Raw genomic sequence first — 14,021 nt, 5'->3', positions numbered from 1 at the left:
TTTATTCAACCATGGGATTGACATGACCGGAGGAACGGAAAACAACAATCCCACCCGCCAGGTAAACCACCGCGAACAACCAGAACAGAGAGTTTAAACCAAATATTTTATACAGCAAAGCCAGCCATTCGGATTTAAAGTAAAAATGGACCGTGTTTTCCCCCTTTTCCAGCCTGACCGCTTTATAGGCCAGGTTCGCCCTGTAAACCGGTACGGGCTTTCCGTTAACGGTCGCCCGCCAGAAGGGATGCCAGACGTCGCTGTACAACATCCACGCGGAATCTGAATCACTCACAGTGGTTGTGACTTCGAGGTGATTGGAATCAAACCGGTTTATCGAATAAGCCAGTCGCAACCGCCGGTTATCGGAAAGGCCTCCTCCGGGGAAGTTCCGACCGTTCGCGGCATCATCCGCGGCCCGGGTCTTTTCAAGGGGAGAAAGAAAAATCCGGTCTCCGGCATAGTCAGGAGCCGAAATACATGCGGCGATAAGCTCATCGGAAGGGGCCGTCTCTGCCTGAGAATAAAACTGGATTTTGTCCTCCGTGGCCCCGGAAATCTTCAAGGCTGCCGGATGATTCAAAGGAAACTCCAGACGGGAAAAAGGAATAAGGCCGCGAGGCGCCCCCCGATCATTCAGAGATTGTCCGCCATAGGTTTTCAGGTATCGATCCAGGGGCATCAGCATATGGTCCGTCTTGAACGGATTCCCCAGTTCATCCATGAACAACAGGGCATGGGCCGTCCAGTAGAAAGCCCCGTAATCTATGGGTAGGGCATGGAGAAGAGCCCCCCTGGGATTGGTTTGATCAAAAGAGACCGCTCTTCTTTGGATATACGGCATGGGGGAAAAACCGGTGATGTCTTCGGCGGTCTTGTTCAAGGGTGCCGACTTTAATGAGATTTCCGACCGCTTGAATCCATACATGTCCGCACCATGCAGAACGGCCACGACGACAGCGGCATACAGAAGTGCTTTGCCCCTGGTGATAAAGGACAGGGCCCCAAACGCCATTGAAGCGGCCAGGGCAAAAACAGCGCTGCGTTTGAGCAGGATTGCCATAACATCCATATCCGCCAGCCCGAGGAAACGATACAGTTTTTCCGGAACCATCCCGTCAAAAATCCTGGTGGAAAGCTCGCCATCACCGGATAGCCGCCACAAAGCAAAGCCAGCGACAAGCAGGAATAAGGCTATAACCGCGGCGAAAATTCTTGCGCTCGCAAGCCCCCGCCGAGTCGGCCGGCGGATGACAATCGCTTCAAATCCAGACCCTGCCACAAAACAGAGCAACACTTTGATAAGCGGTGCAATCAGCGCCAGATGGCGGAAATACTCCATCATCGGCCAGTAGTGATAGAAAAGGACGCTGACAACCGTGCCCGTGCTGAAAAGCAGGAGAATGATTGCCGTCAGCAGAATATGAATGCTTTTCCGGGTAAAGTTCAACAAAATGCCGGACAGAATGAGCGGCATTCCGATCATGCCGATGTAAAGCGTATAATCAAGGCCGGGTGATACGCCCAGCACCAGCTCCAGCCACGTCCGCCAGACGGGCTTTCCGCCGTAGGTTAAAAAAACATCCTGAGACGAAGTCCCGTCCGTGCTCCGAAAGGTATAATTGATCACCTGGTCGGTCCCGAAATTCATGGCCGCATAGAGGGCGACAAAAGAAAGAACATGGACCGACACTGTCAGGGCAAAAGTCCGGCCGAGGCTTATCTTCCTTATTACCTGCCGGGCGACATCCGGATTGATCGACACGTAAAACAGAAAATAAAGAAAAATCACCAGAGAAGTTACCGGAAGAAAATATGGCAGGTTCCCCAGAGACTGCAAAAACAGAAGATTGCCGGCCAGCAGGATGTGCCGCCATTGACCGCTGTCTAAAAAAAGATGAAAAAAATACAGGATCAGCGGAACAGCATAGTAAAGATGAAAATTCCACCAGGGCTGCAGGATCCAGACACAGGAACCCATGACGGACAACGCCACAAAAAAAATGGTAATCGGGGAACTGAAAAACCTTCGGCCCAGAAGCCAGACCCCGGCCAGAAGCAGCATTTCGTCGACGAAAATACCGGCATAAAACAGCGGCAGGAAATGGGCTCCTTTCCACAACCCGGCGGATAAAAGCAGTATATTCTGCAGAATGCCGCCCTGAATGATATACCACCAGGCGGCAACCGTCCCATGGGTCAGAAACGGCATCCACTGGGGAATTTCACCGGTATAAGCGGCGTTATTCAAAAAATAGTATTGCAGAGTAAAATACTGGAAGCCGTCATGGCCACCGACCATCCGCCGACCTTGGATCATGGAGAAAGCAAGACCCGCCTCAATGAGAACAAGCAGCAGGAAAAGGCCGGCTTCCAGTCGGGGAGCATAATGACCGTCAGTCTCTGGCACGGCGCCATGCGCTTTACCATTATTCATCAGCACAGCCTTTTTCGTTCGCCAAATCCTTCTATTACGATCCTTGCCGTCAGGTAAATGATCATCATCAACCAGAACAATGAATTCAAGCCGATGACGGTATACAGCGTCGATAATAAACGGGAGTTAAAATAAAAATGAACCTCGTTAGATCCTTTTTCCAGTTTTATGGCTTTGTAGGCCAGGTTCGCCTTGTAGACAGGCGTTTCTTTTCCATTGACGGCAGCCCGCCAGAAAGGATGCCAGACATCACTGTATAGCATCCAGACCTCCCGGGAATCGTCATTCTGTATGGTTACATCGAGATTGTTAGAATCAAACCGTCGCACCTGATAAGGCGGGCGAAGACGGGCGTCCGCGGAAAGGCCATTCACCAGGAGGGCAGACCGCTCTACCGGTGAATCCGCTTTCCTGGGTTTTGCAAGAGGCGACAGGAAAAGGATATCGCCGTTATAAGCAGGATCGGTAATATATGCGGCGATCATGTCGTCGGAAGCGACCACCTCCGCCCCTGAGAAAAACTGAATCTTGTCTTCCGTAACCCCGGATATCTTCAATGCCGCCGGATGCTCCTTGGGAAACTCCAGTCTGGGGCGGACCCCCGCGGACGGATAGACAAGTCCGCGAAGGGGGACAGAGACATCATTGATGGCCTGCCCCCGATAGGCTCTCAAGTACTGATCCAGGGGCGCAAGCCAGTTGTCTGTTTTAAACGGATTACCCAACTGGTCCAGGAAGAGAAAGGCATGGGTGGTCCAGTAAAGCACCCCGTATTCCATGGGCAAGACATCCAGCAACGCGGCCCTGGAGTTGTCGCTTTCGTAAACAGGGGCTCTCCTCGGGGAATAGGGCATGGGTTGAAAAGCGGTGATGGCGTACAACTCATCATTCAGGGCAGCGGTCCGGAGCCTGATCTGAGCGTATTTGTATCCGTAAATATCCGCCGCATGCGTGATCAGCAAAAGAATGGCCAGCAAAGATAAAAATTTCGGCCACCGGATAAAAGTTATTCCGGCCAGGATGACGGTCGCCAGCAAAGCGAAAATCGCCGTGCGGGCAATCAGACAGTCCATCACTCCGGCGTCAAATATCGTTAAAAAAAGCGGCAGGTACCCTGGTACCATGGACTCATAAAATCCCGCCGCCGATTCATAGTGACGATGCAGATGAAACAATCCCCCGGCGATACCGATCATCAGCATGGTCATGACCGCGAACGCCGATTGTGTCAATAGCGGTCTTCTCCGGGCCGGCAAATCGCGGAACAGTGTCTCTATGCCGAACCCCGCCAGGAAACAGAGAAAAATTCTGACAATCGGAATCACCAGAGCAAGATGGCGAAAGTATTTCATCATCGGCCAGCCATAATAGAAAATGATGCTGACAAATGTCCCCATGCTGAAAAGCGCCAGAGCAACGGTCGTCAGCAGCCAGTGAATATTCCGCTTGCCGGTATTGGCCACGATCCCGATCAGAACAAACGGCGCGCAGAAAATACCGGCATACAGGTTGTAATCCACGGCCGGGGATATACCCAGGACAAGTTCCAGCCACGTTTTCCAGTTTAATTTTCCACCGTAGATTAAAAATACGTCCAGGCCCACCGACCCGTCCGCGTTTCTCATGAGATTCGCGACCTGGACCTGATCCGTTCCGGAATCCATGGCCGCATACAAAGCGACAAGAGAGAACGTCGTGACTGCAATCGTAACGACAAAAGGCCGCCCAAACCGGATGCGTCTTATGGCCTCCCTTGATTCTCTCAAGTGCAACAGACAATAAAAAAGGAAATAGAGAAAAAGAACCAACGTTGTCACCGGCAGAAAATACGGCAGCCCCCCAACGGCCTGAACGACCAGCAGATTCCCGGCCAGGAGAAAGTAGCGCCATTGACCGCTGTCGATAAACCGGTGACCCAGATAAAGGATCAGAGGAAGGGCATAGTAAAAATGGAAATTCCACCAGACCTGAAGCACCCAGACACTGGACCCCATGATGGACAAAGCGACAAAAAGCAACGTAAACGGCGAGGCGTAAAACCGTTTTCCCAGAAGCCAGACACCGGCCAGAAGAAGAAGATGGTCCACAAATATCCCGCAATAGAAAACCGGAATGAAATTGATGGCTTTTAACAAACTCCCGGATAGCAGCAAGGCGTCCTGCAAGATCCCGCCCTGATAAATATACCACCAGGTCATGATGGCGCCATGCGTCAGAAACGGGCACCATTGCGGAATTTCACCGTAGTTGACGACATTATTCAGAAAATAATACTGGAGATAAAAATACTTAAACCCGTCGCTGCCGCCGGGGATAAAACGTGCCAAGATCAAATATAAAAAAATACCGGCTTCGATCAGAATAACCAGCGGGAAAAGACCGGTTTCAGGAATACGTAAAGTCCGCCACCCATTATTTTCGAGGAACTTTGAACGGTTACTTAACATAGGCTGAAACCGGAGTTAAACAATCAAGGGGGCAGAAGATGGTGGATGCCCTTTGGGACCTGTGCTATGAGCAAAAACGATCTTGCCAACCAGAAAGAATATCATCAGCAGCCAGAATAAAGAATTGATACCACAAAAATAGTGGAAAAAAGAAATAAACCGGGACTTAAAAAAGAAATGGACTTCATTATAACCTTTTTCGAGCTTAACTGCCTTATAGGCCAGGTTCGCTTTGTAGACCGGTGCCTCTTTCCCATTAACCGTCGCGCGCCAGGTTGGATGCCAAACATCACTGTAAAACAACCAGACAGAATCCAACTTGTCAATATTTGTCGTCACCACCAGGTTATTAGAATCAAACCGCTGCACCTGATACGGAAGATGCAATCTGTTGTCGGTTGATAGCTTATACTCTGGAAAAGGACGACATTCAGCTGGGCTGTTTGTAAATTTATTTTGAAGAGGTGATAACAATATAATATCACCTTTATAATCAGGACTAGTGATTAACGAGGCGATTTTATCCTCCGAGGCAGTGACATAAGCTTGAGAAAAGAATTGAATCTTATCTTCAGTAACCCCAGAAATTTTAAAAGCGGCTGGATGTCCTCCAGGAAATTCCAGGCGGGGGTATTCATTTTCTGAACGATAGAAAAGCCCTTGTGGTTTAACCGATATATCATCAATGGATTGTCCCCAATAAGCCCTCATATATTGATCCAAGGGCAACATCCAGAAATCCGTTCGGAAGGGATTCCCTAACTGATCTTTAAAGGCAAAGGCATGAACACTCGAATAAAATGATCCGGAATCAGCGACTACAGGCAGTTGTTTCAACAATTCGGATCGATGATTGTTATCCCAGAATAAAAGAGATCTTCTTTGAGAGTAGCGAAACGGTTGGAATGCGGTAATGTTATACATCTCATCATTCAAGGGGACGGTCATCAAATTTATTTCAAGGAATTTGAACATATACAAATCCGCACCATGCAAAAACAATAAAAAGATTACTCCGATAAAAAGGCATCTTCCCTTTCGATGAAGATAGAACAAAAACATAAAGAGTATAGAAGCGGCCAGAGCAACATACGCAGTTCGGGTCAGTAAAGCAGAAAGTAAATGATCGTGAAACAAAGGTAAAAACACGGGCAGAAACTTCGGCACCATATTTTTCACGAATTCAGTTAGCAAGCCATCCTGCTTGGATATTAGAATAAATACGACGGAAACAGCAAAAATACAGGCAGATATAGTTATAAATAAAAACTTTTTCACACAAATATGTTTTGAATCTGATTGATTTATAAACAATACATCAGCCCCAAATCCTGCCAAAAAGCAGAGAAAAATTTTGATTATCGGGGAGACAGACACAAGGTGTCGGTAGTATTTCATCATTGGCCAGCAATAGTAGAAGAAGGTACTAACAAACGTCCCCATGCTAAACAGAAGAAGCACAACTACTATTAAATAGAAATGGCCGTTTGCTTTTTTAAAATTAAAAACTACCCCGAAAATAATAAACGGGATACATAGCACTCCGACATATAGGGTGTAATCAACGCAAGGCGATATACCCAAGAACAATTCTGACCAAATCTGCCAGCTGAAAGGACCGCCGTAGGTCAAAAAATCGTTTAATGTAACGGAACCGTCCTGGCTTCTAAAACTATAACTTGCAATTTGAGCGGTCTCATACTTTATAAATACATATAAAAGAATAAATGAAAGCATCAGCAATGCTGTCGTTAAAAAAAAGGGCGCCCCAATTTTTACAGACTTTATTTTTTTGATAGTATATGAAAAATTAAATAGGAAATAGAATGAAAAATAGGAAAAAACAACTAATGATGTAACAGAGAGAAAATGAGGGAGGTTCCCAAAAGACTGGGCCAACAACAAATTCCCAGCCAAAAAAGCAAACCTCCATTTTCCAGAATCAATAAAACAATGAACTAAGAGAATGATTAAAGGAATCGCATAATAACTATGGAAATTATACCAAGGCTGCATCATCCATATGCAAGACCCCATAACGGAAATGGAGACAAAACATACCGAATATACAGAATGAAAAAATCGTCTTCCGAGGAGCCACACCCCGACTAAAAGAAGAAGCTCATCAATAAAAAAATATCCATAAAATATGGGTATAAAATTTACACTTTTAAACAAGGCACCTGAAAACAATAGAATATAGTGAAGGAACCCCTCGGCCATCAATGAGATTATACTTACAGCGGTTCCATGCATAACATATGGTAACCATCGAATAGTTTCACCATAGTTAACCACATTGTTAAGAAAACAATACTGGATAGTCAAAAGATGAAAACCGTCATGGCCGGCAAGTATCCGCTTTTCGAATACCAGAAAGATAGAGAACATGATCTCTATTAGAATTAAAAACAGAAAAAGTAAGCTCTCAATCCGCCCAGGGTAATCCCTCTCGACTTTTGAGCGGGATTTACTTAAGACCGCAAGTATATTTAAGATTGTTTGCATTAATGGCGCCCGTCTGGTCGGTGCCCATATCAATAAGACTTTGCTTGCGGCCAAATTTTCTTTGGCGACTTTCCGCAAACTAAAGATTCCTGTGCCAAGAACAGGTCATAAGCATTCTTTATACTTGATGATATTCACCCCATAAACAGCATAAAAACCACTGCTTGTTACACATAAAATTTAGGGCAGAGTCTTTCTGACTTGTTTTTATCTACATCCCGAATCTTATTATATTCCAAGCAGCTTTAATCGTGGCAGAAAACATTCTAGGATCAATTAACAAAAGCCCTCTTCTGCAAATAAAACCCGGGGTCAAATAGAATTTTAAATATGCTGCTCTTTGAGCTTTTTTTATATTTTTTTTTTCATTATCAGTCCCAGATGAAAGAATATCCGTTTTCTCATTACTGGGAACAGGCAAAACGGCATGGAATTGAGCAAAATCACATTCAAGTTGTTTGGCAAAGTTGTGAATGCCAAAAACAGCGTCCATGCTCTCCCCTTTTAGCCCTATCAAAAAATTACCGACGACCTCCAAACCTGCCTTTTTTGCATCACGAGCCGCTTTAAACGCCTCGTTCACTTTTATGCCCTTCTTATTTGTATCCAGTACTTGCTGCTCAGAAGATTCAAACCCAAAGGATATTTGATAGCATCCCGCCTTTTTCATCAGCCTGAAAAGTTCGAAATCCGCACAATCCACCCGGGTCATACATCGCCAATAGATTTTTATTCCGCATTTTATCAACTGGTTACATATTTCTTCCGCCCATATTTTATCACCTGTGAATGTTTGATCTCTGAAAAACACCTCTCTGTATCCATAGTTTTTAGCCTGCCTGAACTCTTCAACTATATATTCAGGCGAGTGGTGGATATACGTTTTAGGGGGTCGCCATAAAGAAGAAGAGCAGAATAAACATTGACCATATACACAGCCTCTAGATCCCCACACGGTTGTATAAGGACCTCTTCTTGAAAAAGGTGCATAATATCTGCTTGGATTTATCATGTCTCTAGAAGGATGAGGCAAGGCATCCAGATCATTAAAAGGTACTAATTTAATGGGGTTGGGGTGATTTTTAAATATAAGGTTATCCGCATCTTTTTTGCCCAGTACCCAGTCGACACACGGCTTGTCGGGTTCTCCTATGATTACCACGTCTATTGAGTTAAATTGTAAAGCAAGTTCAGGGGCCATGGTTACCTCAGGCCCGAAAACCGCTATACTTAAATCGGGAATCTTCTGATAAACTTCATTAATTATATCGAAAACCGAGAAAAACAATTCTCCAAGAGGGACAGGGACCAGTAAGTGAGTCGGATTTTCTTTGATACATTGTTTTATGGTCCATTCCGGGGGCTTTCTATTGGCAGCCGCATCAATTAGCTTTACTTCAATATTGTTTTCTCTCGCTAGAGAAGCGACATACAGCATCTCTAAAGGAGGAAACACGAATGCCCCCGGAGCCTCGGCGCATGAAAAATCCGTCATATAATATCTTAATCTATTTTCAAATCTTACTGCTGGATAAACCAGAAGTAGCTTGGGGGCTCGCATCTATCCTCCAAGAGGCAGAAAGCTGTTAATAATCAACCGGGGCTTCGGCAACGGCCTTTTTGATAACTATATCCCACTCACTATTTGAAAAAATTAGTCATCGTACCATTGAGGCTTCTGCATCTCATCTATCCCAGAAAAGCCCTTAAATCGTTTTCTGTGGATGAGGCTGTTTTTCATATCCTTTAAAATAACCCTAGCCACAGCAAAGGCAAACCACCGATGAAGTTCTCTTCGAATCGGATACGGAGAAAACATGCGTCGTAAATATTTGAATGGTTTTTTCTGAACAAAATTTTTATAGCACCACTGCGTTGCCGCCGCTATTTCCGCCCGTGAAATATGATAGGTTCTCATAGCCGGATAAAACATGTCATATTTTGCAAAATCCTTTTCTTCCAGCAATCCTTCCCTTTTCCCAAGTTCATAAAGTTCAGTGCCGGGGAAAGGGGCAACTGGATGGAAGGCTGCAAAATCAAGATCGCATTCATGGGCATGTTTAACCAGTCCTTTGATGGACTCCACCGTATCTTCAGGAAGGCCGGTAATATATGTCGCCTGGCGGAACACCTGCGGATATTTTTCGCTTAGCAGGCGTAATGCCTGACGGGTGACATTATAATCGCGAATACCTTTGTTCAAAAAATCATAACTGGCTTGAGAATCATGTTCAGCGCCTACAAGCACATGTCGCAACCCGGCCTTAACCATATAACGCAACACACCGCCCATTTCGTTATGAATCAGCTCATCTGCCCTGACAAAGGCCCACCAGCCGTCAAGCTTTATTCCTCTTCTAAAAATTTCCTCGCAGAAATCCATCAGCCAGTTATTATCAAGATTCCATGTGGCATCCACCCAAAAAAGATATCTAATACCAAAATCTCTATAAAGCCATTCAACCTCATCAACCATTCTTTGCGGACTTTTTGTTCGATAGGCCTGATGACTAATATATTTATCTCCAATCAGTTCCGGTCGCCCTTCCTGCATACGCCAGGTACAAAAGTTACAGCTTCGTGTACACCCTCTAGATCGCTGGATAGTTATGGCTTTGGGCCAGAGATGACCGAAAGGCTTATAATGATTTATCCCTGCAAGGTCATACGCCGGAAGGGGCAAATCATCTAAGTTTTCAATCAATGGCCGTTCCGGGGTAAACTGCGGTATGTTGTCTTCGTCCCGGTAAACAAGCCCCCGTACTTGATCGACAGAACGGCCGTCCTTTAGAGTAATAACTAACTCTTTTAACGTTTCCTCCCCCTCATAAAGAACGACAAAGTCAATTGCTGAACAGTTTTCCAGTGTCCACTTGGGAATGGCCGTAAACATGACACCCCCGGCGATGTTAATGATATCGGGGAGAACCTTTTTAGCCAGCTCAAAAGCCCGGAAACCTTCCTTATAGTAAATGGTCTTTTCCCCTATGGCGAGAATGTCTGGCTTATTTTCAAGAAGATACTTTTCAAGGGAACGCCAGCCCATTTTAAGTGCCATGGTATCAACAATGGAAATCTCAATATCCGGGATAAATTTTCTTAAATAGGCGGCCAGCGTCGGATAAGCCAATGGCAATAAGAAATTATCCTGCTCATTGATAATGGGCCACATACTTCTAGGCGAGCGAAGAAATAAAATTTTTACTTTTTTCTTATCAGCGATAGGGCTACCGGATAATCCCCTGGTACAACGAGCCATTCCTTTCACCTTTTATCTTAATCTTTGGATATGTCTCTATTTTCATGAAATGATATTTCTGCCTGTTGACTAATCAAAGTTTCATAGCATATTTTAAAAAAATATTCCTGTTTATGTATAGGTTTTTACAACCTCCTTAATATGCTATATACGATTAAGGGGATCTCTAAAATTAGAACTTGGGTTTGAGGTAAAGGCGTGAGAAAATTTTAACAGGTTGAATACATTTAAGTATTTAGATGATTAAAATTTGGGTACAACGCCGACATCGAGCCAAAAGGCAATTTTTAGAGGTGCCCTTAAGCGACGCTATATATATTTGATACTGCAGCTAAACGATATTCGAAAGGACAAATGGAAGATTCTTTAGACTGGTTGCTGATTAATCCCCGGCCGAAATATAGTGTTTTAGGCGACTATGATCCTTTAATGGTACCTTTCGCGCCAATGGGCCTTGCCTATCTGGGGGCGTCCCTTGAAAAGCAAGGGTTTAAAACCGCTATTTATGACTGCTTTATAAGTAACCAGCTGAAAATAGAAGAGGTCCTCCGCCTCTACCAACCATCAGTCGTGGGCGTTTCCTGTTTGACACCGGTAATGGGTGTCCTGCCTGACATCTGCCGCTTGATCCGGCATTACGCCCCCAAAACGAAAATTATTCTAGGGAATATTCACGCCACCCTTTTTGCGAAAGAACTATTGCAGAAAGGCATTGGCGATATCATTGTCCAGGGAGAAGCGGAAGAGACAGTTGTGGAACTGGCCCATTGCCTGGCCAGCGCAGGAGACCTTTCCCAAATCCATGGGATCACTTACCTAGATGGCAAACAGGTCAAGGAGACCCCCCATCGCGCTCTTTTGAATGATTTAGACCAAATTCCTCTACCAGCATGGCATCTATTGGATTTAAACCAATACAAAACTCCTCCGATGTTTTCTTTTACGAAACGGCTTTTACCTCTGCTCGCTTCACGAGGGTGCCCTTTTCAGTGCTATTTCTGTGCTCAGAATATCATGAGTCCGCTAGTACGAAAACGAAACCTGGTATTTGTTGCTGACGAAGTGGAACTGATCTACAAGAAAACAGGGGTTGACATGTTCTGGTTTGCAGATGCGATCTTCCCTTTGCGGAAAGAAGACGCGGAAATTTTCTGCAGCGAGATAACACGTCGTGGACTTCATCGAAAAATTCGCTGGATAACAGAAACCCGGGCGGAGTTAATAGATCGGCCTTTAATCAAAATGATGAAACAGGCCGGACTTTTCATGCTGATCTTTGGACTGGAAAGCGGGGACCAGACTTTACTCGAATGGATCAAACCGGGACTGCGCCTTGAGGATGGGGAAGAAGCTATCCGGGCGGCGCGATCTGAGCGCGTGCTGACCTTGGGGTTGTTTATGTTGGGATTGCCTGGTGAGACGATCAAAAGCATGGAGAAGACAATTAATTACGCAAAATGTTCAGGCCTTGATTTTGCAAAGTTTAACATAGCGGTGCCCTTTCCCGGGTCCCGTTTTTACAAAGACGTTTTTCGCCATGCCCCGCCCCCTCTCTGGGAAAATTTCTCTGCCAACTTTCAATCTCAAGCTGATAGGCACGAACTTGTTTATACGCCTTTGGGAATCAATTCCAAACAACTACAAGGCTGGCAGAAAAAAGCGTTTTACCGTTTTTATATCCGTCCTAGCCTGATATACCGTCATTTATTCCATAGAACCATTTCTCTTAGAAACATGTACAGGGGCGGCATGATTACCATAAAAAATCAGTTGATTGAATGGGCTATAAAATGAAAATCACCACAACTTTTGAATTCGCGTCACACAACTGCTTGGAAACCGAAACTTACGTAGTAATTAAGCTGTGAAAAAGCACAAGAAAAGAGTGTCTGATGCGTATTGTGCTGATTAATCCCCAATGCGGTCCGCAAAACCTTGTTGGCCGCCACGGCAACACCATGGTTGCACTACCCCCTCTAGGTCTTGCCTGTATCGCTGCAGTTCTGGAAAGGGCCGGCCACTCTGTCACTGTTATTGACCAATATGCTGAAAAAATTAACGACCAAACTGTTATCACGCGTATAACGGAGAAAAACCCCCATCTGGTAGGTTTTTCCTGTCTTACGCCAGCCATGACAACCGTGAAAAATCTTTCCCGTAAGATCAAAAAGGTTTATCCGGGTACTCCAGTCGTCTTAGGTAACATCCATGCCACTATTTTCGCAAGTGCCCTTATAGAGCAAGAGGTGGGAGATTTTGTGATACATGGCGAAGGCGAAAACGCAATCGTTCTGCTAGCCGAAGTAATTTCAAAGGGGGGGGATCTCAATGTCATTCCTGGCCTTTCGTTTAGGGAAAATGGAAAGACAGTTTACACCGGCTCACCGAAACAGGTGGAAGATCTGGACTCCTTGCCTTACCCCGCCTGGCATTTAATGCCGGTTCAAGCATACAAGGCACACCCCGTCGCCGGCGCTTACGGTGTCATGTTGCCGATTCAGGGGGGGCGAGGATGCCCTTATCACTGTTATTTTTGCTCCCAAAATGCCATGTTCAGAGGCGTCAGAACAAAAAGTGTGACGAGAATTGTTAATGAAATTGAGTATCTTCATCAGAGTTTTGGTTTGCAGAACATCGGATTTGAGGATTCAATCTTCCCTCTTTCCAGCGCCCAAGCCGTCGAGTTTTGCGATGAAATGATCCGAAGGGGTTTACATAAAAAAATTTGTTGGCTTACAGAAACCCGGGTGGATATGGCAGAACCGGCACTCTTCAAAAAAATGCGCCGGGCGGGGTTGTCTATGGTCCTTTTCGGAATCGAATCCGCTGATGAGAAAATCCTTGCGCGTTGCGGCAAGACGATCAGTCCAGCACAGTCTGAAATCGCCGTAAAAATTGCCCATGATACAGACATCAAAACATTGGGGCTATATATTTTAGGGCTTCCCGGGGAAACTAGAGCATCAGCGCTGAAAACTATCCGTTTCGCCTTAAAATTGGACACCGACTTCGCAAAATTTAATATTGCAGTACCCTATCCAGGTTCGCCTTTTTATGAGGAATGCTGTGCCCCCAATAATGAGGAAGATCTGCCATATCAAAAGTTCACCAGTTGGTACATGCCGAAAAGAAATGAAAAAATCCTGCATATTCCCGAAAGCATGAGTCAGGAGGAGCTTATCAGGCTTCAACATCTGGCAATGGCCGCCTTCTGGCTTAGGCCATCCAAAATTTTTTCTCATTTATTGAAAAGGAGCATTCCCCTCGGTACTATGTGGAAGGGCTTTACCGCCATTCTGGGGGATACATTGGAATCGATAACCCTGCGGAGAGACTAGCCCGATAATCCGGGCCAACAAGCAAACAATCC

General features: G+C 45.4%; 7 protein-coding genes. 2 read left to right on the top strand and 5 right to left on the bottom strand.

The features are described 5' to 3' along the window. Nucleotide 1: 1 nt before the first annotated feature. The 5 genes from AB1724_03800 to AB1724_03780 form a co-directional block, all read right to left on the bottom strand. The gene (locus tag AB1724_03800) at nucleotides 2-2,437 is read right to left on the bottom strand and encodes a hypothetical protein (GenBank protein ID MEW6076915.1); all 2,436 of its coding nucleotides are present in this window, start codon (nucleotides 2,435-2,437) and stop codon (nucleotides 2-4) included. Further along, nucleotides 2,437-4,770 carry a hypothetical protein gene (locus tag AB1724_03795; protein ID MEW6076914.1) on the bottom strand — a complete coding sequence of 778 codons (2,334 nt, stop codon included), beginning with the start codon at nucleotides 4,768-4,770 and terminating at the stop codon, nucleotides 2,437-2,439. The genes AB1724_03800 and AB1724_03795 overlap by 1 nt, the downstream gene beginning before the upstream one ends. Nucleotides 4,771-4,899: 129 nt before the next feature. Continuing rightward, the gene (locus tag AB1724_03790) at nucleotides 4,900-7,470 is read right to left on the bottom strand and encodes a hypothetical protein (GenBank protein MEW6076913.1); all 2,571 of its coding nucleotides are present in this window, start codon (nucleotides 7,468-7,470) and stop codon (nucleotides 4,900-4,902) included. A 133-nt stretch (nucleotides 7,471-7,603) separates the two neighbouring features. Continuing rightward, the gene (locus AB1724_03785; protein MEW6076912.1) at nucleotides 7,604-8,953 is read right to left on the bottom strand and encodes a radical SAM protein; all 1,350 of its coding nucleotides are present in this window, start codon (nucleotides 8,951-8,953) and stop codon (nucleotides 7,604-7,606) included. A gap of 93 nt (nucleotides 8,954-9,046) precedes the next feature. Beyond that, nucleotides 9,047-10,651, bottom strand: a complete 1,605-nt coding sequence (locus AB1724_03780) for a radical SAM protein (protein ID MEW6076911.1) — start codon at nucleotides 10,649-10,651, stop codon at nucleotides 9,047-9,049. 354 nt (nucleotides 10,652-11,005) lie between these two features. Here AB1724_03780 and AB1724_03775 point away from each other — a divergent pair, with 354 nt between their 5' ends. Further along, on the top strand, nucleotides 11,006-12,445 hold the full coding sequence (locus tag AB1724_03775) for a radical SAM protein (GenBank protein MEW6076910.1): 1,440 nt from the start codon (nucleotides 11,006-11,008) through the stop codon (nucleotides 12,443-12,445). A gap of 98 nt (nucleotides 12,446-12,543) precedes the next feature. Next, nucleotides 12,544-13,989, top strand: a complete 1,446-nt coding sequence (locus AB1724_03770; protein MEW6076909.1) for a radical SAM protein — start codon at nucleotides 12,544-12,546, stop codon at nucleotides 13,987-13,989. The last annotated feature ends 32 nt before the right edge of the window (nucleotides 13,990-14,021 follow it).

Source organism: Thermodesulfobacteriota bacterium, assembly GCA_040753795.1.
GTDB lineage: Bacteria > Desulfobacterota > Desulfobacteria > Desulfobacterales > Desulfosudaceae > JBFMDX01.
The sequence above is the reverse complement of the archived record's forward strand: the minus strand, read 5'-3'. Positions and strand labels throughout refer to the sequence as shown.